This is a genomic window from Rahnella sp. 1L-D-7-B-C2, assembly GCF_057290995.1.
In genome coordinates, this window is sequence record NZ_JBXAVQ010000005.1 from 209,315 (window position 1) to 227,283 (window position 17,969).

At 55.6% G+C, this 17,969-nt stretch carries 19 protein-coding genes and 1 pseudogene; 9 read left to right on the forward strand and 11 right to left on the reverse strand.

Annotated features, from left to right (window positions below; translation table 11 throughout):
• Positions 1–10 precede the first annotated feature (10 nt).
• Genes osmF through AC0Z7K_RS11125 form a run of 4 tightly spaced genes read left to right on the forward strand, consistent with a single transcriptional unit; the run spans position 11 to position 3,851 of the window.
• A complete protein-coding gene (gene osmF, locus AC0Z7K_RS11110) occupies positions 11–925 on the forward strand; it encodes a glycine betaine ABC transporter substrate-binding protein OsmF (protein ID WP_413529534.1) in 915 nt (304 codons plus the stop codon).
• A gap of 60 nt (positions 926–985) precedes the next feature.
• Positions 986–2,155 carry an ABC transporter permease gene (locus AC0Z7K_RS11115; RefSeq protein WP_485614426.1) on the forward strand — a complete coding sequence of 390 codons (1,170 nt, stop codon included), beginning with the start codon at positions 986–988 and terminating at the stop codon, positions 2,153–2,155.
• Positions 2,152–3,096 carry an ABC transporter ATP-binding protein gene (locus AC0Z7K_RS11120; RefSeq protein WP_485614427.1) on the forward strand — a complete coding sequence of 315 codons (945 nt, stop codon included), beginning with the start codon at positions 2,152–2,154 and terminating at the stop codon, positions 3,094–3,096. Before AC0Z7K_RS11115 ends, AC0Z7K_RS11120 begins: the two co-directional genes overlap by 4 nt.
• Positions 3,093–3,851: an ABC transporter permease gene (locus AC0Z7K_RS11125; RefSeq protein WP_413529371.1), complete on the forward strand. Its 759-nt coding sequence runs from the start codon at positions 3,093–3,095 to the stop codon at positions 3,849–3,851. Before AC0Z7K_RS11120 ends, AC0Z7K_RS11125 begins: the two co-directional genes overlap by 4 nt.
• A 78-nt stretch (positions 3,852–3,929) precedes the next feature.
• Here AC0Z7K_RS11125 and AC0Z7K_RS11130 read toward each other — a convergent pair.
• Positions 3,930–4,031 (reverse strand): annotated as a pseudogene (locus AC0Z7K_RS11130) (hypothetical protein); the annotation flags it as partial.
• Positions 4,032–4,255: 224 nt separating this feature from the next.
• Between AC0Z7K_RS11130 and yedA the strand changes: the two are divergent.
• The gene (gene yedA, locus AC0Z7K_RS11135; protein ID WP_485614428.1) at positions 4,256–5,170 is read left to right on the forward strand and encodes a drug/metabolite exporter YedA; all 915 of its coding nucleotides are present in this window, start codon (positions 4,256–4,258) and stop codon (positions 5,168–5,170) included.
• A 4-nt stretch (positions 5,171–5,174) separates the two neighbouring features.
• On the opposite strand, the gene AC0Z7K_RS11140 is transcribed toward yedA, so the two are convergent.
• From AC0Z7K_RS11140 to AC0Z7K_RS11180, 9 genes are all read right to left on the reverse strand, one after another.
• Positions 5,175–5,678 carry a DUF3833 domain-containing protein gene (locus tag AC0Z7K_RS11140; RefSeq protein WP_413529535.1) on the reverse strand — a complete coding sequence of 168 codons (504 nt, stop codon included), beginning with the start codon at positions 5,676–5,678 and terminating at the stop codon, positions 5,175–5,177.
• A gap of 67 nt (positions 5,679–5,745) precedes the next feature.
• A complete protein-coding gene (locus tag AC0Z7K_RS11145; protein WP_485614429.1) occupies positions 5,746–6,273 on the reverse strand; it encodes a chalcone isomerase family protein in 528 nt (175 codons plus the stop codon).
• On the reverse strand, positions 6,270–6,761 hold the full coding sequence (locus AC0Z7K_RS11150) for a DUF2878 domain-containing protein (protein WP_485614430.1): 492 nt from the start codon (positions 6,759–6,761) through the stop codon (positions 6,270–6,272). Before AC0Z7K_RS11150 ends, AC0Z7K_RS11145 begins: the two co-directional genes overlap by 4 nt.
• Positions 6,758–7,990: a class I SAM-dependent methyltransferase gene (locus tag AC0Z7K_RS11155; protein ID WP_485614431.1), complete on the reverse strand. Its 1,233-nt coding sequence runs from the start codon at positions 7,988–7,990 to the stop codon at positions 6,758–6,760. The genes AC0Z7K_RS11150 and AC0Z7K_RS11155 overlap by 4 nt, the downstream gene beginning before the upstream one ends.
• Positions 7,991–7,992: 2 nt before the next feature.
• Positions 7,993–8,709 (reverse strand): DUF1365 domain-containing protein, encoded by a 717-nt coding sequence (locus AC0Z7K_RS11160; RefSeq protein WP_485614433.1) that lies wholly within the window; start codon positions 8,707–8,709, stop codon positions 7,993–7,995.
• A complete protein-coding gene (locus tag AC0Z7K_RS11165) occupies positions 8,706–10,067 on the reverse strand; it encodes an NAD(P)/FAD-dependent oxidoreductase (protein ID WP_485614434.1) in 1,362 nt (453 codons plus the stop codon). The genes AC0Z7K_RS11160 and AC0Z7K_RS11165 overlap by 4 nt, the downstream gene beginning before the upstream one ends.
• Position 10,068: 1 nt before the next feature.
• Positions 10,069–10,785, reverse strand: coding sequence for an SDR family NAD(P)-dependent oxidoreductase (locus AC0Z7K_RS11170; protein ID WP_485614436.1), 717 nt, complete (start codon positions 10,783–10,785; stop codon positions 10,069–10,071).
• Entirely contained in the window at positions 10,785–11,237 is a 453-nt protein-coding gene (locus AC0Z7K_RS11175) for a nuclear transport factor 2 family protein (protein WP_413529379.1), read from the reverse strand. Before AC0Z7K_RS11175 ends, AC0Z7K_RS11170 begins: the two co-directional genes overlap by 1 nt.
• On the reverse strand, positions 11,237–12,070 hold the full coding sequence (locus AC0Z7K_RS11180; protein WP_485614437.1) for a MerR family transcriptional regulator: 834 nt from the start codon (positions 12,068–12,070) through the stop codon (positions 11,237–11,239). The genes AC0Z7K_RS11175 and AC0Z7K_RS11180 overlap by 1 nt, the downstream gene beginning before the upstream one ends.
• Before the next feature lie 177 nt (positions 12,071–12,247).
• On the opposite strand from AC0Z7K_RS11180, the gene AC0Z7K_RS11185 reads away from it, so the two are divergent.
• Both AC0Z7K_RS11185 and AC0Z7K_RS11190 read left to right on the forward strand, forming a co-directional pair.
• The gene (locus AC0Z7K_RS11185; RefSeq protein WP_413529381.1) at positions 12,248–12,817 is read left to right on the forward strand and encodes a helix-turn-helix domain-containing protein; all 570 of its coding nucleotides are present in this window, start codon (positions 12,248–12,250) and stop codon (positions 12,815–12,817) included.
• A gap of 27 nt (positions 12,818–12,844) precedes the next feature.
• Positions 12,845–13,381 carry a GNAT family N-acetyltransferase gene (locus AC0Z7K_RS11190; protein WP_485614440.1) on the forward strand — a complete coding sequence of 179 codons (537 nt, stop codon included), beginning with the start codon at positions 12,845–12,847 and terminating at the stop codon, positions 13,379–13,381.
• A gap of 688 nt (positions 13,382–14,069) precedes the next feature.
• Here the strand turns inward: AC0Z7K_RS11190 and AC0Z7K_RS11195 are convergent.
• Positions 14,070–16,055 (reverse strand): DUF4034 domain-containing protein, encoded by a 1,986-nt coding sequence (locus tag AC0Z7K_RS11195; RefSeq protein WP_485614441.1) that lies wholly within the window; start codon positions 16,053–16,055, stop codon positions 14,070–14,072.
• 18 nt (positions 16,056–16,073) lie between these two features.
• Between AC0Z7K_RS11195 and AC0Z7K_RS11200 the strand changes: the two genes are divergently transcribed.
• Both AC0Z7K_RS11200 and ompC read left to right on the forward strand, forming a co-directional pair.
• Entirely contained in the window at positions 16,074–16,277 is a 204-nt protein-coding gene (locus AC0Z7K_RS11200; protein WP_485614443.1) for a hypothetical protein, read from the forward strand.
• A 556-nt stretch (positions 16,278–16,833) separates the two neighbouring features.
• A complete protein-coding gene (gene ompC / locus AC0Z7K_RS11205; protein WP_112167089.1) occupies positions 16,834–17,961 on the forward strand; it encodes a porin OmpC in 1,128 nt (375 codons plus the stop codon).
• The last annotated feature ends 8 nt before the right edge of the window (positions 17,962–17,969 follow it).

A 17,969-nucleotide genomic window follows, 5' to 3' on the forward strand; every position in this document is an offset into this window, starting at 1 on the left:
AACAGGGCGTATGCGGGGGCTGACCGCAGCAATGCTGGCGCTGTCGGCGATGAGCTTCACCGCGCATGCGGCGGATGAGACGGTTCGTGTGGGATCGAAAATTGATACCGAAGGCTCGCTGCTCGGTAACCTCATCATTCAGGTGCTGGAAGCCAACGGCATCAAGACCACCAATAAACTGCAACTGGGGACGACGAAGGTCGTGCGCGGGGCGATCACCGCCGGTGAGATTGATATCTACCCGGAATACACCGGTAACGGCGCGTTCTTCTTCTCTGACGATAAAGATCCCGCGTGGAAAAATGCCCAGGCCGGTTTTGATAAAGTCAAAAAGCTTGATTACGACCAGAATAAAATCGTCTGGCTCGATCCGTCTCCGGCGAATAATACCTGGACTATCGCGGTACGTAACGACGTGGCGAGCGCCCATGGCCTGAAGTCCCTTGCCGATTTGGGCAAATACATCAGCACCGGCGGCGATTTCAAACTGGCGGCGTCGGCGGAATTTATCGAACGCCCGGATGCTTTACCGGCGTTTGAAAATGCCTACGGTTTCAAGCTGAATCAGGCGCAGTTGCTGTCTTTAGCGGGGGGTGATACTGCGGTGACCATCAAAGCTGCGGCGGAGAAAACCTCCGGCGTCAATGCGGCGATGGCCTATGGCACCGACGGCCCGGTGGCGGCGCTCGGCCTGCAAACGCTGGAAGATCCGAAAGGTGTCCAGCCGATCTATGCGCCTGCGCCAATCATTCGTGAAGCGGCACTGAAAGCGCATCCGAACATTCCAGCGTTGCTCAAACCGGTCTTTGCCTCTCTGGATACCAAAACGCTGCAAACGCTGAATGCGAAAATTGCGGTCGGCGGCCAGGATGCGAAGAAAGTCGCGGCGAAGTATTTGCAGGAAAAGGGTTTCGTTAAAAAATAATCGGGCAGTGACGCCCTGAGCACGATCTGCGGATCGTGCTCACCGGACTCAGGTACTGTTTTGACTCATCACTCATTCGTCAAAAACCGCGTGTTGTTAACGCTGGTTTTGCTGCTATTGCTGGCCGGATACGGTCTGGCATTTCTCAGCCATGCGCCGAACCGGCTGGTCTCGGGGCAGGGCATTCCTTTATCGACGCTGCTGCACGGTTATTCCACGCTGATTATTCTGCCCGCCCTGTTACTGCTGGCGGCGGCTTTCCTGACCTTGTATGGAAAGAATCATCTGCTGGTGATGCTGCTGGCGGAAATCCTGCTGACCGCGCTGGTGTGGCTGGCCGGGCACAGTGCGGTCCAGCTGACCGGCGGCGATGAAGACAGCATTGCGCGCACGTCCCTCGGAGGCGGTTTCTGGGCGGCAGCGGCGCTGTGCCTGCTGATCGCCTCCGACGCCATCTCCCGTTTTACCCGCAATCACAGCCTGCGTATCGTGCTAAACGTGCAGATGATTTTGCCGGTGGTTGTGCTGCTGGCATATGGCCAGCTGGCCGAACTCTCGTTGTTGAAAGAATACGATAACCGTTCCGATGTGTTTAATGACGCGGTCTGGCAGCATCTGGGCATTTTGTTTGGCACGTTGCTGCCTGCGGTGCTGATCGGCCTGCCGGTCGGATTACTGTGTCATCGCAACCCGCGCTGGCGTGGGCCGGTGCTGTCGGTGCTCAATATCATTCAGACCGTGCCGTCGATTGCGCTGTTTGGTTTGCTGCTCGCACCGCTGGCCGGGCTCGCCAGAGCGCTGCCGTGGCTGGCAGAGCATGGTATCAGCGGCATCGGGCTGGCACCCGCGATTATCGCACTGGTGCTGTATTCCCTGTTGCCGCTGGTGCGTGGCGTGATAGCCGGGCTGGAGTCGGTGCCGGAAGCGGTGATCGAATCCGCACGCGGTATGGGCATGAACCGCGGGCAGATCTTTTTGCGCGTGCAGTTGCCCATCGCCTTGCCGGTTATTCTCACCGGTATCCGCATTGTGGCGGTGCAAACCGTGGGTATGGCGATGGTCGCAGCGCTGATAGGCGCGGGCGGTCTGGGGGCCATCATGTTTCAGGGATTACTCAGCAGCGCGCTGGATTTAGTGCTGCTCGGTGTTATCCCTGCGGTGCTGATGGCGGTGGTCGTCGACAGCGTCTTTAAATTCGCAGTCTCAATACTGGAAACCTCACGCAGATGATTCATTTCAAGCAGGTAAGCAAACACTTTGCCGGAAAAGCGGTCGTGCGTGACCTGACGCTGGAAATGGCCAAAGGCGAATTTACCGTGCTGATCGGCACTTCCGGCTCGGGTAAATCCACCACGTTGAAAATGATTAATCGGCTGGTGGAGCACGATCGCGGGGAAATTCTCTTCGCCGGTGAACCTATCGAAAAATTCCGTGCACAGGATTTACGCCGCCGGATGGGGTACGCGATCCAGTCGATCGGCCTGTTCCCGCACTGGACGGTGGAAGAGAACATCGCCACCGTACCGCAGCTGTTGAAATGGCCGAAGACCAAAATTCGCGACCGCGTCACCGAACTGCTGGAGTTGCTCAATCTCGATCCCAAACAGTTCCGTCATCGCTATCCGCATCAGCTTTCCGGCGGGCAACAGCAGCGTGTCGGCGTGGCGCGCGCGCTGGCGTCTGATCCGGAAGTGTTGCTGATGGATGAACCTTTTGGCGCACTTGATCCGGTGACCCGCGCGACGTTGCAGGAAGAGGTCGCGCGGATCCATAAAATGACTCACCGCACGATTGTGCTGGTGACGCACGATATCGATGAAGCACTGGCGCTCGCCGACCGCATCGTGCTGCTCAACGACGGGCAGGTGGTGCAGCAGGGCACACCGCTGGAATTACTGACCAAACCGGCGACGTCGTTCGTGCGTGATTTCTTTGGCGGCAGCGATATGGGTATCCGTTTGTTGTCGTTGCAGGAAGTGGGATCGCGTACGCGCCGCGGTGAGCTTTACGACGGCAGCCAAAAACCACTGGTGGCGTCAATGAGCCTGAGTCAGGCGTTGTCGAAATTTGTCGCGCAGCAGGTTCAGCACCTGCCTGTCATCGACGAGGACGGACAGCCCCTCGGCGTGCTGCATTTTGCCGATCTGACCGCACCAAGGAGCGAGGCATGAAACACGGTTTTCGACGGTTTATCACCGATCCGTTACCCTGGCTTTTTGCCGTGTTGCTGGCGCTCATCTTCGGCATGACGTCGCTCGGCGGGGTGTTTCACTGGATGTTTCCTGAGCTCAGCCGCCCGGTTTATCAGCAGGAAAGCTTTGCCTCACTGGTGCAGGCGCATCTGTTGCTGGTCGGAGTGTCGAGCCTGATTGCGGTGGTGATCGGGGTGGCGGCGGGCGTTGGGGTCACGCGCCCGGCGGGGAAAGAATTCCGCTCACTGGTCGAAACGCTGGTGGCGATGGGGCAGACCTTTCCACCGGTCGCGGTGCTTGCCGTGGCGGTGCCGGTCATGGGATTTAGTGAAAAACCGGCGATTATTGCGCTGGTGCTGTACGGCTTGCTGCCGATTTTACAGGGGACGATTGCCGGTATTGAATCGGTCTCTCCCTCGGCGCGCGAGATAGCGCAGGGCGTTGGGATGAGTCGCTGGCAGATGCTGCGTAAAGTGGAAATCCCGCTGGCGGCACCGGTTATTATCGCCGGGATCCGCACGTCGGTTATCATCAATATCGGTACCGCGGCGATCGCTTCAACCGTCGGCACATCCAGCCTGGGTTCGCCAATTATTATCGGCCTGAGTGGCTTTAACACCGCTTATGTATTGCAGGGCGCGGTGATTGTTGCGCTGCTGGCGATTTGCGTGGATATGCTGTTCGAACGCTGGAGCCGCTGGTTACATCGCTGGCAGCAGCGGTCGGCGGAGTGATCAGTTCGCGGAAGCGGAAGATGACGGCGCGGGAACGATGGAAGGGGCGTCGTTGTCGTTTGCCGGTTTGGCGTCATCCTGAATAACGACGGCGTAACCCGCGACCATCACACCGCCAATCGCGCCAATCGCCATCAGACCAAACAGCGCGATAAATAATTTTTTGCCAAGCGAATTCATGTTTCTTACCTCAAAAATATCAGCCCCGAATTATAAGTCCTTTGCGGCTACGGGCAACATACTATTCATGCGATGACTACTTTATCCCCCACGCTGCGTCATTTTTTGTCATATGCAGACATTTTTTAACAACATTTTGTCGCGATCGCACAGAATTCCTTGCCGTTAATCAGAGCAATAGCGTTAACTGTCTGCCTTCGTTATCACGCTAATAAGTTACTTCTATGCCTTCTGCTTCGCGTTCTCTGTTGCCGTTAATCGCTGCATTATTTGCGCTGTATTTTATCTGGGGCTCTACCTATTTTGTGATCCGCGTAGGGGTGGAAAGCTGGCCGCCGCTGATGATGGCCGGTCTGCGTTTCTTTGTCGCCGGATGTGTACTTTTTACGTTTCTGATGCTGCGCGGGCATAAATTCCCGAGCCTGAAACAGTGGCTCTCTGCCGCTGCGGTGGGGATTTTGCTGCTTTCCGTGGGCAATGGTCTGGTGACCGTCGCCGAACATATGCAGGTGCCGTCTGGTATCGCGGCGGTGATGGTGGCGACGGTGCCGCTGTTTACGCTGTGCTTTAGCCGTCTGTGGGGGATGCCAAACAGCCGTCTGGAATGGACGGGCGTCGGCATCGGCCTGTTCGGCATTGTGCTGCTCAATACCGGCAGCAATCTGGAAGGAAATCCGTGGGGCGCCGCGCTGATTTTGCTGGCGTCTTTGAGCTGGGCATTCGGTTCGGTGTGGAGTTCGCGTCTGACTCTGCCGGTCGGCTTAATGGCGGGTGCGGCGGAAATGATCGTCGCTGGCGTGGTGTTGCTCATCGCCAGCCAGCTGAGTGGCGAGCATCTGAGCACGACGCCCTCGCTGAACGGTTTTCTGGCGCTGGGGTATCTGATTGTGTTCGGCTCGATGATCGCCATCAGCGCCTACATGTTCCTCTTGAAAACCGTACGTCCGGCCCTTGCCACCAGCTACGCCTACGTGAATCCGATCGTCGCGGTACTGCTCGGCATTGGGTTTGCCGGAGAATCCCTTTCGCCGGTCGAATGGGTGGCGTTAGGGATTATCCTGTGCGCAGTGCTGCTGGTCACGCTGGGCAAATTCGTCTTCGGGCGCAGGAAGACGGTGATTAAAGAGGTGAAGGTATAAACTTTTACTTCTTCTCAAAGAACAGCGTTACCCGCGCCACTTCGACGCCGAATTTTTTCAGCGACGTGACGTTAAACAGATGCTGTTCGTCCTGCTGATAAATCCAGTCGTCGAAGGTCAGGCGGTAGGTACTGCCGCCTGATTTAACGTCCATCACGTAATTCCAGTTAAACGCGTTGCCTGCCGACTGGCCTTTTGCGGTGCCGATGATATCGCCTGCGGTGCCGGTATAGGTGCCATCGGCGAGTTTGCGGATGTGCCAGACGCGGGTTTGTTTCTCACCGTCGTCATACACAAAATCTTCGTGCAGCGTCAGCGTATCGGCCACCACATCACCGCGAATTTTCACTGCGAAGCGCCGCGTTTGTTTGTGGGTGTAATCCTGCACCATGCCGTAGGCGACGCTGTCGCCTTTGAAATAGGTGAAGATATCCAGCTTCGGCTGCGTTTGTGCGTAATCTTTAATGTCTGCGCTGCAACTGGTGAGTAACAGCACGCAAGCCGCCATCAGACCGAGAAACCCTTTGCGTAAAACAGAATGTGAAACGGTCATAAAACCTCCGGTCGGATTAAGGTTAATCTGACGCCGATGCGCCGATCAGTTTGCTGCGTAAGTCAGGATACTGCGTGGCGGGCGAGAGCCAGATCGCCAGAAAAGCGTCGCGAAATTCAGGGCTGAATGACTCACCGACCGGCGCGATTATTGCGCTGTTGGCTGCACGGCTGTAGAACTGGCCACCAGACTTCGTCGCCAGAAAAACGATTTCGCTGCCGTTGCTGACGTCCGGCCACGTTTTTCCGACAGCCTCCAGCCAGCCGTTCTTCTGCGCGTCATTTTCCATGCCCAGTTTCTGCCACTGTTCTTCAGTGGCTTTGGTCAGTTCCTGACTGTCGATGCTGCGCAAATATTCAATGGACAGCGCCTGCGGCCATTTCTGCGCCTGATATTTTCCATCGGGCGTCAGTAGTGACGAGTGGTACACCTCGAACGGTCCCCAGCTCAGGGTGGCGCGGCCAACCTGTTGCCACTGCGCCCAGGGCGTTGAGGCGAAGGCAGAAAAGGAAAACATCAGCGCCAGAGCGGCGGTCAGCAGGTTTTTCATTGCTTTCTCCTGTTGAGCAAAACTGGCAGGCTGATGAGTGGCAGAAAAATCGCCCAGCCCGCGGCCATCAGCAGCCAGACGTAAGACGGTGAGGCCAGAAGGTTCATCGCGCCGAGCCGCATACCCAGGTAATACGCCAGCGGACCGCTGACCGCGCCGAGAGGAATCAGCCAGTACCACGTCAGGCGAAGATGCCCGAGAAGCCACAGCCACCACGCGCTGAACCCCAGCCACAGCGCCATCATCCACGGCGGAACGCCCGTCGAACCGGTGAATTCAAACAGCCCGAGAATGCACCACAGCGAATCCAGAATAATGCCCAGCGAACAGACCACCGCCACCCACAAACGGCGACGCGACGGCGTAAACGCCAGCATCAGAAAACTGCTGATCAGCAGCAGCACAATAAATCGCTCGCGCCCCCACACGGCCAGCGTCCACCAGGCATCGAAGCCCAGTGTCAGCAGCCAGAAGCGCAGGGAATTCATGTGCGTCGCTCGGCGATCAGCTGAACGGTGCTGATGGTGCGGGCGCGGAATCCGGCTTCGCAGTAGCACAGGTAGAACAGCCACAGGCGACGGAAACGCTCGTCCTGCGCGCCCTCGTGCTGTGTGTTCCAGTAGCGCTGCACGCGTTCACGCCACTCGTGTAAGGTGCGGGCGTAGTCGAAACCGATATCGAACAGATCCCGCACCACCAGCCCGGTGCAGCGGGTCATGGTGTCATTCATGGCAGTGATGGAGGGCAGAAAACCGCCGGGGAACACGTAGCGTTGAATGAAATCGACGTTGCGGCTGTACGAGGCGTAACGCTGGTCGGCAATGGTGATGGCCTGAATCGCCATGCGTCCGTTAGGTTTGAGCAGGGCGTTGCAGCGTTTGAAGAAGGTTTTCAGATAGCGTTTGCCAACCGCTTCGATCATCTCGATCGAAACCAGCTTGTCGAACTGTCCGCGCAGGGCGCGATAGTCTTCGAACAGTACGGTGACGCGGTCGGTTAATCCGGCTTTTTCGATGCGCTGACAGGCGAATTCGTACTGCTCGCGGGAAATGGTGGTGGTGGTGACCTGGCAGCCGTATTCGCGCGCGGCGAATTCTGCCATCGCGCCCCAGCCGGTGCCGATTTCCAGCAAATGATCGCCCGCATGCAATTGCAACTGATCGCACAGACGGCGCATTTTCGCTTCCTGAGCCTGTTCCAGCGTCATCTGGGGTTCCTGATACCAGGCAGAAGAATAGAGCATCTTCTCATCAAGAAAGCCCTGATAAAAATCGTTGCCAAGATCATAGTGCGCAGAAATATTTTTGCGCGCCTGCGACGGGCTGTTGCGGCGAAAGAAGTGGATCAGGGTGTTGACCGGCGCAGTGACCCAGCTCAGACGGGCTTCGAGCTTATCGACCAGCTTGAGGTTTTCAGCCAGCAGTTGCAGTACGGTGGTCAGATTAGGCGTCGTCCAGTCGCCGTCAATGTAACTCTCCCCGGCAGCGATGCTGCCGCCGAGTAACACCCGACGGTAGGCGCGCGGAGTATGTACCTCGATTTCACCCTGCAAGGGCGCTGCCGGGTCACCAAAAAAGAGGGCATTTTCACCGGCTTCCCGCAGGGTCAGGCCGGCACCATCCAGCTGTTTTAAAACGCCGAGAATCAGTGCGCGTGCAGCCTTGCTGCGCCGGTTAGTCGCCCCATCGCGGGCGAGTTGCACTTCGGGTTGGCTCATGGTCAGTCCTTATCAACAGGAGGATGCGAATAAATCGGTGCCCGTTTCAGCCACAGTTTCACGGCCTGCCAGTAAATGGTCAGGGCGGTTTTTGCGGTCATCAGGGGCAGTCGCCACAATTGCCTGCGCAGCGCCTCGCGGGTAAGCGGAAGCGCTTTGAGCGACAGAGCGGCATCGAATTCACGTTCTTTGCGGTGATTTTCGATAGTGATGTGTAACTCTTTTCCCGGAGGTGTCAGCCGCCAGTGATAGACCATGTCCATCGGATTGAAGGGCGACACATGAAAGGCTTTTGGCACGGGCTGCGAGCCGTCGGGAACGACGGCGTAAGTGTGGCGTTCGTTCCACGGTGTGTTACGCACCTCGGCCAGCATCCAGCGCAAAACGCCAGTTTTGTCATAAAGGTAGTAAAAATTAACCGGATTGAAATAACAGCCGAAATAACACAGCTGACACAGCAACATCACGCGGCCATCGGGGCGTTCCCCGGTCAGTTCGGCAATTCTGTTCTGCGCTTTGGTTTTGATGTCACCACCGCCGAGATAATCTTTGCGGCGAAAGCTGGCGGCGGAAAATCTTTCCAGTTTGATGCCGACGGCGGGCAACTGCTCCAGCTCGTCGAGATCAATCAGCGGCATAAAAATGTCGTAGTCGAAGCGATGCTCAACCGGCGTAAACCGGCGATGGCGCACCGTGCCGACGTACAGCGTGCTGTTCATGACATTTCCAGCACAGCGGGCGTTTGTTGTTCAGCTTCGCGTTGCAGCTGCAAATCCAGTTGTTCGACCACGTCGCGGGCGCTGTTCACGCCGTCTTCATGAAAGCCGTTATACCAGTACGCGCCACAAAACCAGGTACGGTGATGGCCGTTGATGCGAAAACGCTGCTGCTGCGCGTGATGGCTGGCCAGATTCAGCACCGGATGCATGTAGGTTGCGCGGAACAGCACTTTGCTTTCATCAATCGGCGAAAGCGGATTGAGCGAGACGCAGAACGTCTGCGGTGCTTCCAGCCCCTGCAAAATATTCATGTTATAGGTCACGCTGGCGCGGCGGGTGTGCGCCGGGCTGGTATCGCGCATATCGGCACGGGAAGAAGATTTCAGCGAGTTGGGCAACTGATAGTTCCAGCTCGCCCACGCCCGTTTTTCACGCGGCAGCAGACGGGTGTCGGTGTGCAGGATAACGTCGTTGGCCTGATACGGCAGTGCGCCGAGAACTGCACGTTCTTCCGCCGTGGCGCTGTCACCTAAAATCGCCAGCGCCTGATCGGAATGGCAGGCGAAAATCACCTGATCAAATGTTTCCTCGCCGCGCGTGGTGGAGTGAAGCGTCACTTTGCCCGTGGTGCGGGTGATTTTGGTCACCGGCGTGTTCGTGCGAAGCGTCACGCGGCGCGGCAACTTTTCCTGCATCCGGCGAATGTATTCCCGCGAGCCGCCCGGCACGACCATCCACTGCGGACGGTTGGTCACATCGAGCAGGCCATGGTTGTCGAAAAACCGCAGAAACATCGACAGCGGGAAATTCGCCATATCGCTCAGGGAAGAGGACCAGATCGCCGCACCCATCGGCAACACGTAGTGAAGGGCGAAAAACGGCGTGAAACCGTTCTGATCGAGCAAATCGGCCAGCGTATCTTCGTCGTTGTGCGCATTGAGCAGACGCGCTTTACACAGTTTATTGAAGCGCAGGATTTCGCGAATAAATCGCCAGAACTGCGGCTTAAGCAGGTTGCTCCGCTGAGCAAACAGGCTGTTGAGCGAATGGCCGTTATACTCCAGTCCGCTCACCGGATTGCGTACCGAGAAACTCATTTCGGTCGGCTGTCCTTCAATGCCCAGCTCTTTCAGCAAAGCAATGAAATGGGGATAAGTCCGGGTGTTATAGACAATAAAACCGGTGTCGATGGCGTACGTTTTACCGTCGCAAACCACGTCCTGCGTGGCGGTATGCCCGCCCGGCGTCGCTGCAGATTCAAATACGGTGATTTCTGCATCAGGCTGGCGCTGTGCCAGTAACCACGCACAGCTCAGGCCGGAAATACCGCTGCCGACGATCGCCACTTTTGTTGTCATGTTATCTCACCATTTTTCGGCTTAACCATTTTTGAATGCTGACCGGCAGCAGCGAGGCGACCTTCAGTAAGCGGGCAAAAAGTGGCGGGAAGGCAATTTCACTGGCACCGTGTGCCAGCTTTTTACGAATATGTGCCGAGGCCTGACGGACGGTCACCATCATCGGCATCGGGAAGTCATTACGTGAAGTGAGGGGCGTGTCGACAAAGCCCGGCTGGATCAGCGAAACGTGGATGTTCCGCGCTATCAGGTCGACCGACAGCGAACGGGCGAAATACGCCAGTGCCGCTTTGGATGCGCCGTAAGCTTCAGCGCGCGGGAACGGCAACAATGAGGCGGTGGAACCGACCAGCGCGACGCGACTGCCCGCCGCTAAGCCCGGCAGCAGGGCATCGAGACAGTTAACCGGCCCCATAAAATTGGTGCTGATGACCCGCGCCACTTTTTCAGCCTCAACCACGCCATTATCCAGATACTCACAGGTTCCGGCGCAGAGGATGATTAAATCCGCCGTCACGCCCCGTAATGCCTGACGTGTTTCATCCAAATCCGTAATATCAAAACGCAGCGGAATAATCAGAGGACTGTGGGCGGCCACGGCGTCGAGTTTGGCGGCGTCGCGCCCGCAGGCGGTCACTTCCCAGCCTTCATCGGCGTAATCCTGCGCCAGTTGCTGACCGATACCCGAACTGGCACCGGTAATCAGTACGCGGCGCATTATTTCAACCTGGCTTTAATGGCGCGGACGGCACCGCCGAGCATGGGGACGTGCTCGTAAATCATGGCACCAAGATCGTAATAATCGCGCTGATAGATGATACGGTTTTCCGCCAGGCGCAAATGACTGGCGCCGTTAAGCGACATCGCGTGGCCTTTTTTCAATGACGGATGGGAATACTCCATCCGCCAGAATAACGACGCTTCATCGCCATGAACCAGTGCAGGCTGAATATCAAAGCGGCAGTAGTTCACTTTTTTGAGCAGTTGGGCGAAGTAACGCTCCAGCGCGTCGACGCCGTCGTAATGCGATACCGGATCGATAAACACCACGTGAGGATGATAGATGCGCGAAAGCTGCGGGAGCAGGCTCGTATCCAGATGACGGTAAAAGTCGCAGAGCCGCGTCAGAACGTCGGCGGACAGGGGAGGTTCAGGAAAATGTTTAATCATTATTTTTCCTTAAATTTGTGTATCGGGACGATGGTCGGATCATCGAAAGGAACGTCTTCTGCCTCCTCCTGACTGCCTGCCTCCGCTGCCAGCAACACCGAGGCGCTGCCAAGCAAAGTGATCGTAAGCCCTTGTTCCACCCACTGCGCCATCCGCAAACGCTCAATCTGCGTCAGTTTTCCTTCGGCCCACACATAAATCAGATCGCATAACAGATTGTCTAAATGTGGATCTTCGAGCGGCGCGGGCAGAACTTCCACCTGCATCCCTTCTTCACAACGCACTATCGCTTCCAGCCACAGTTCGGCGGTGTCGATGACGCCCCAGCCCAGCACAACAGCCCGAATACCCGGCCGTTTACGGGCGGCATTCATGCACATCACCGCGTGCTCAATCACTAAACCGTCAAACAGGCTGCGCAAGGTACGCAACCGGTGATCGCCGGGGTTAAGGCGTGCACGCAGGGGGCGGAAAACGTTATTGACCAGCGCTGCGGCCGGATATTCGCGCCCCAGTTCGGTTATCACCTGACGCACTTTCTGGCTCTGGCCTTTTTGCAACGCGGTCAGCAGCCGGTGTTCGGATTCTGACCAGTCGCCGGATATTGCCTCGACTTTGCCTTCGAGCAGAGATTTGACCTGACCGACCGGAATGCCGCGTTCTATCCAGCCAAGAATGGTGCGGATGGTGTCAAGATCGTCTTCATTAAACAGCCTGTGGCCGCCTTCGGTGCGCTGCGGTTTAAGCAGACCATAACGGCGTTGCCACGCGCGGAGCGTGACCGGATTGATACCACAAATGCGAGCAACCTCGCCGATGCTGTAAAGTGACATTCGCTACCCAAATATTCATAAGACTAATGTTAACTCTAGCGTCTTGGCTCAAAGTTGTACAACTTTATTATTTTTGTACAACTTGGCTAATACTAACGGATTACATTATTTTAACTTGCCAGCTTCCCTGATTAGAGATAATTTCCCTGTATTGAGAATTTATGGATGGGGAAGGGAATGGAAGACGTACAGGATAACCACGATGTACGGCTGGCAGAACGGCTGGCGGAGTTACGCATCGGGCAGGGGTGGTCGCTTGAACAGCTGGCGCAGCGTACCGGGATCAGCCGGGCCACGCTGTCGCGCATCGAACGGGCGGAAACCAGCCCGACGGCGTCGGTACTGGGCAAGCTGAGCGCGGCGTATGGCCTGACGACGTCGAGGCTGCTGATGGCGCTGGAAGACAATCCACCGGAGCTGATTCGCGCCGCCCGGCAGCCGGTCTGGCATGATCGCGAAACCGGTTTCGAACGTCGCTCGGTATCCGCGCCTGCACCGGGTTTTCGCGCTGAACTGATGTGTGGCCGGTTAAAAGCCGGTGCCACCATAGTTTACGATTCCCCGCCGGTTATCGGCCTGGAGCAGCACATCTGGATGCTGGAAGGCGTGCTGGATTTTACGCTGGATTCTCGCTGTTACCGGCTTGAGCCGGGCGACTGCCTGCGATTTCATCTTCACGGTGCATCCTCCTTTTATGTCCCGGGCCCGGCCGATGCGCGCTATGCGATCGTGATCTCCCGTCCTTAATCTCAGTCAGAAATAAGGTGTAACGCTATGCAAAGCGCGAGTGAAATAGTGATCAATGAAGTGCAGGGCGGTGTGCTACTGGCAGCCGATCTCGATGCCTTAGCGGAGACGCTCATGCAGTCGGTTGCACTGGGTGCGAGTATTGGTTTCGTACTGCCGTTTGGGTTTGTGCAGGCGCAGGCCTTCTGGCAAAAGCTGTTGCCCGCTTTCGAGCGCAAAGAGCGACGTTTGCTGGTGGCACGCCTTGATGGGATTATTGTCGGTACGGTGCAACTGGTGGTCGATCAGCCCGCTAACGGTGAGCATCGCGGTGACGTGGTGAAAATGATGGTGCACCCGGATGGCCGCCGCAAAGGCATAGCCCGTCTGTTGATGGAGCGGGTTGAAACGCTGGCGCGCGAAGCAGGCAAAACGCTGCTGGTGCTTGACACGGTAACCGGCAGCCCTGCGCAGACACTTTACGAAAATCAGGGGTTTACGCTGAGCGGCACGATTCCGCATTACGCGATGTCGACCGGGGGGATTCTGGAGTCAACGAGTGTGATGTATAAGGTGTTGGTTTGAGTGCAGGAGAACACTGCACCCTGGATGCCTAAGTCGGATCGAGAATATTACGGTTTTTGCGTTGCTCCTGGCTGATTTAAAATGGATCGAAAATATTTCGGTTTCTCACGAACAGCGATCACTTACCCGACTGTGCTGAAACCGCCCAAAGAGGGCCAGGACGGGCCCTCTTTGGAATCTCCACGTCTTTTAAAACACGCACTATCGCTGGAACGAAGGACGTGTTCTGTAGCTCCCGCGTGTGGCGCAAAACCCTGCCGCTACGCGGTGCCCTCTCTCGATCCTGAAGCCATAGGTCTTCAGGCCGCTCCGTTCGGCAGGATTTTTTAATCGCGCCATCCCACCATTTTTAAGACAAAACAAATGTGATTTCAGCAAGGTATCTGGTTTTGGAAATGGTCCGAGTGGGTGAAGTTGTAACCTAAAAAGCTCTGGCCGCTTTCAAAAATCACGCCGGAGGGAGAGGTGGAAAACCGCGCGTCTGTTTGCGCGGGTTGTAACCCGACCGGAGGGCACCGCGTAGCGGCGGGATTTTGCGGCAATAACTGTGGCTGCTGAAACAGAGCCGGGATGCATGGCACGTGTTTTGAAGAGTCCGGGATTCTTAAGGGCGGCGGCGATAAGCCGTCCTTAAGGCCGGTTTGGGTGGCAACCCAAGGTTTTGACCTTGAAGTTGATTTTAAAGCCGCTATTGCAGCGGCTCCTGTCGAAACACCTGAATCGGATCGCTATCCTCACTTTTCCTCTTGTCCTGCCACAAATTCATCCGCGCTCTCAGCGACCCGTTAAGCTCTTCATGAACCTGTCTGGCCGCCTCCGATTCGGGATTCATTTCCAGTACGAACGCCATAAACTGATCTGCGATGTAGCGGTTTTTCTTCACACCTGTCCCAGTCAGCCAGGCCATGCCCAGCGTATAAGCCGCTTCCGCGCGATCCGGGTGTTCGGCATTGTGCAAAATTTCCGGCAGCCAGTGTTCGACAGCCTGACGTTTTTCAGCGTCAGAGCCGTTATCCAGTGCGCAGCTGGCGCGCCAGTAGGCGGCGGATAAGTGTCCGGCGTCCATTGCACGCTGATACCACTGCATTGCCTGTTGGTAATCCGGTTCGCCGCCAAGACCTTCACGCAGGGCGTTAGCACAGGTGAACATCGCCGGGACCATCCCGGAGCGCGCGGCGCTCAGCACGCAATCCATCGCATTGCTGTCATTGTGATACTGAGCCGGGACGTCCTGATGCCAGGTGTTGCGATAGAAAAAGTACAGCTCATAACAATGGATGGCGCTGCCGTGGCGGGCCATCTCGGTCATCAGAAAATGTGCAGCGTCCAGATCGTCGTTGATCGCCATGTCGTGCGCCAGCGTGACCAGATCTTTAGCAGGCTGATCGTCGCCGGATTGCTGCATCAGCGACCACGCGTGATCCATCAACCCGCTGCACAACTCTGGTTTTGCCGGTAAGCCGTATAAGCCGGACTGAAGCGCTGCGGCGGCAAAGGCCACCAGCGTCGGGTTATTGGCCTGACTGAGCGCGCGGGTAAGAAGCTGCGTAAGAACCGGCAAACCTTCTTCATGACCGTTCGCCAGTACCGCGCGGGAAATAAACATCGTGGCGAAATGCCCCGGCATAGCTTGCGAAGAAACGGCAAACAGCGCGTGATAAACGGCTAATCCAGCCTGATCGTCATCCTGCCAGTAAGCGACGCAGATACCTGCCAGATCCAGCAAACGGATACGCGTGGCGGGGTCGAGAGATTGCCCCAGCAGATCAGCCAGACGTTGTTGTAATTCGAGGGCACGCGGCGAGTCGCGATCGGCAATATCGCCAGACAACGCGTCGCACAGGGCGTTCGCGCGAAACTGATTACGTTCTTCTTCGCTGAATTCCGCGCACAACGGGCTGTCGATAATCAGCATCTGTTGCTCGTCGCTGCCGCCCCAGAAGGCGGAATGGAACAGCAGATAGGATTCCATGGTGCCGACGTCGGCATGACGCACCGACATCGCCATGCGCAGCCAGTGATCCACCGCCTCTTCACCGGTTTTACGGGTGTCCTGCAAAGCGGCGGGTAAGGTTTGCGGCCAGTGGGTGGCGGGTTCAAACCCGAGGGCGTGGATGTGCGCGATACCGGCCTGCCAGATTTCATTGCCCTGAATCGAAAACTTTTCATGCAATGGCAACGGGATTTCGCCAGCGAACAGGGATTTCAGCCAATAGGGTTCGCCGAAGCCGCCGCTGAGATTCATCATATGGCGGTAGGCGTGGGTCGGGCGCTGATGCAATTCAATTGCGCGTAAAAAAGCCAGAACGGCGTAGTCGCAGCAAAGCTGTGCGCCCAGCCACTGGTGGTCCTCAACTTCCTGACCGGCCTGCGTCTGACGGATAAGCCAAGCATTTTCATGCCAGACCATACCGAGTAAGACGTGGGCGTGATAGCTCTGCGGGCATTGCTGTGCCCAGTCGCTGAGAATTTCCAGCGGATTGAGCGCAGGAGATTCGGTACCGGTAAACAGCGTCGCCGGGTGCATCAGCAGGCCATAAGCGCTGTGATCGTCAGTCTGGTTCTGCCAGCCACGCATCAGTGACAACAGCCACTCGTCGAGTTTAAGAAAACGGCGGGTTGCCAGCAGCATTCTGGCTTTGGATATGTTGTCGGACTGATCCTGTTGTGGCATGAGTTTCCCTGAACGGTTATGAAGCCTGAACTGTCGGATAAAGAAGGTAAAACGTGGCAACGCAGTCTAACGTTGTTGAGTGCGCAGATCAGCGAGATTGCTCTGACTTTGCTTATACTACCGGATCCGTTCCTGAGTGACGAACAAACCCTGCATAATTTATCGGTTAATAATCAGGCTTTATTTCCTTTCAAATTCCTGCATTTAGATATCAGATATTAATAAAATGGTGGTGTGAAATAAGGAGAAAACATGAATTAATTATGGAGGAGGAATGTCAAGGTGTGTAATAACCACTGCGAAGTAATATCACCTGCTGTGAGTATTTTTTTAAATCCAAAAAAAAACAGACCACAATGGGTCGGCTGTTGTTTCCACAAAACGGGGAATGAGGGTAATTCAATAACAAATAATGATGATAGCGAGATGAAGTATATATTAATACTGAGGGTTTGCTTTATCAGTTAGTGCGGTAATTATCTCTATTATTTTATTGATTTTAAAGGTTATTATATAAAATTAGCTTTGCGTGCTTTATTTTAACATAGATAAATAGAGGTAAATTTACCATTTTTAAATATTTTGTTACATTTTATCGTATATAGGAAATGCCTTAACTAACTTAGTAGCATTTTCTCTCTGGATTAATAGTAATTATAACCAGAGAATGAATTCGCCATGTCGGGCCAAAAATTAAAAAAGTTTTACCTCAGTAAAAAAGTAAAAACGATACTTTACATTCAGTGGCACGGCTCGACACCTATCGAGGATAAATATAATGAAACTCCGTGTTCTCTCGCTCATGATCCCAGCATTAGTGGTAGCGGGCTCAGCAAGTGCGGCAGAAGTCTATAATAAAGATGGCAATAAACTGGACCTTTACGGTCTGGTTGACGGTTTACACTATTTTTCCAACAACGCCGGTTCTGACGGCGATCAGAGCTACATTCGTTTAGGTTTCAAAGGCGAAACGCAGATCACCGATCAGCTGACCGGCTACGGCCAGTGGGAATATCAGGTTCAGGCCAACCAGGCCGAAAGCTCTGACGACGGCGACCGTGCATTCACCCGTTACGGGTTTGCCGGTCTGAAATTTGGTGATATGGGCTCATTCGACTATGGTCGCAATAACGGCGTGCTGTATGACGTGGCGGCATGGACCGACATGCAGCCTGAGTTCGATGGTTCCACCTACGGCGCGGACCAGTTCCTGTTCCAGCGTACGAACGGCGTAGCCACTTACCGTAACGATAATTTCTTCGGTATGGTCGATGGCCTGCACTTTGCCCTGCAATATCAGGGTAAAAATGACAGCGGCGGTGGTGAACCGGGCACGCGTGATGTGCTGACGCAGAACGGCGACGGTTACGGGATGTCCCTGAGCTACGACATTGGCGCTGGCGTCAGCGTAGCGGGTGCCTTCTTCAACTCTGACCGCACTGACGAGCAAAACTCTGCACCTGGGATCATGGGCGACGGCAAAAAAGCCGAAGGCTATACCGGTGGTCTGAAATATGACGCCAATAACGTCTATCTGGCGGCCATGTTCACTCAGGCGTACAACGCGTCCCGCTTCGGTTCTACCGATTCAGAAGCTTACGGTTACGCCAATGAGTCGCAGGCATTCGAAGCCTACGCCAGCTACCAGTTCGACTTCGGTCTGCGTCCGTTCGTGGCGTATAACCAGACTCGCGGCAAAGATTTAGGCACAGACCGTCTGGGTAATAACTACCAGGATCAGGATCTGGTCAAATTCGTCGATCTGGGTGCGACCTATTACTTCAACAAAAACATGTCGGCCTACGTTGACTACAAAATCAACCTGATCGACAGCAGCACCTTCACCGACAACGCCGGTATCAATACCGATGACGTGACGGCGGTCGGTCTGGTTTACCAGTTCTAAGCGTGCCT

Bases quoted from the DNA above. Each gene is read 5' to 3' on its own strand.
- osmF (WP_413529534.1), top strand. From the start codon at position 11: ATGCGGGGGCTGACCGCAGCAATGCTGGCGCTGTCGGCGATGAGCTTC.
- AC0Z7K_RS11120 (WP_485614427.1), top strand. From the start codon at position 2,152: ATGATTCATTTCAAGCAGGTAAGCAAACACTTTGCCGGAAAAGCGGTC.
- AC0Z7K_RS11125 (WP_413529371.1), top strand. From the start codon at position 3,093: ATGAAACACGGTTTTCGACGGTTTATCACCGATCCGTTACCCTGGCTT.
- yedA (WP_485614428.1), top strand. From the start codon at position 4,256: ATGCCTTCTGCTTCGCGTTCTCTGTTGCCGTTAATCGCTGCATTATTT.
- AC0Z7K_RS11140 (WP_413529535.1), bottom strand. From the start codon at position 5,678: ATGGCGGCTTGCGTGCTGTTACTCACCAGTTGCAGCGCAGACATTAAA.
- AC0Z7K_RS11145 (WP_485614429.1), bottom strand. From the start codon at position 6,273: ATGAAAAACCTGCTGACCGCCGCTCTGGCGCTGATGTTTTCCTTTTCT.
- AC0Z7K_RS11150 (WP_485614430.1), bottom strand. From the start codon at position 6,761: ATGAATTCCCTGCGCTTCTGGCTGCTGACACTGGGCTTCGATGCCTGG.
- AC0Z7K_RS11155 (WP_485614431.1), bottom strand. From the start codon at position 7,990: ATGAGCCAACCCGAAGTGCAACTCGCCCGCGATGGGGCGACTAACCGG.
- AC0Z7K_RS11160 (WP_485614433.1), bottom strand. From the start codon at position 8,709: ATGAACAGCACGCTGTACGTCGGCACGGTGCGCCATCGCCGGTTTACG.
- AC0Z7K_RS11165 (WP_485614434.1), bottom strand. From the start codon at position 10,067: ATGACAACAAAAGTGGCGATCGTCGGCAGCGGTATTTCCGGCCTGAGC.
- AC0Z7K_RS11170 (WP_485614436.1), bottom strand. From the start codon at position 10,785: ATGCGCCGCGTACTGATTACCGGTGCCAGTTCGGGTATCGGTCAGCAA.
- AC0Z7K_RS11175 (WP_413529379.1), bottom strand. From the start codon at position 11,237: ATGATTAAACATTTTCCTGAACCTCCCCTGTCCGCCGACGTTCTGACG.
- AC0Z7K_RS11180 (WP_485614437.1), bottom strand. From the start codon at position 12,070: ATGTCACTTTACAGCATCGGCGAGGTTGCTCGCATTTGTGGTATCAAT.
- AC0Z7K_RS11185 (WP_413529381.1), top strand. From the start codon at position 12,248: ATGGAAGACGTACAGGATAACCACGATGTACGGCTGGCAGAACGGCTG.
- AC0Z7K_RS11190 (WP_485614440.1), top strand. From the start codon at position 12,845: ATGCAAAGCGCGAGTGAAATAGTGATCAATGAAGTGCAGGGCGGTGTG.
- AC0Z7K_RS11195 (WP_485614441.1), bottom strand. From the start codon at position 16,055: ATGCCACAACAGGATCAGTCCGACAACATATCCAAAGCCAGAATGCTG.
- AC0Z7K_RS11200 (WP_485614443.1), top strand. From the start codon at position 16,074: ATGAAGCCTGAACTGTCGGATAAAGAAGGTAAAACGTGGCAACGCAGT.
- ompC (WP_112167089.1), top strand. From the start codon at position 16,834: ATGAAACTCCGTGTTCTCTCGCTCATGATCCCAGCATTAGTGGTAGCG.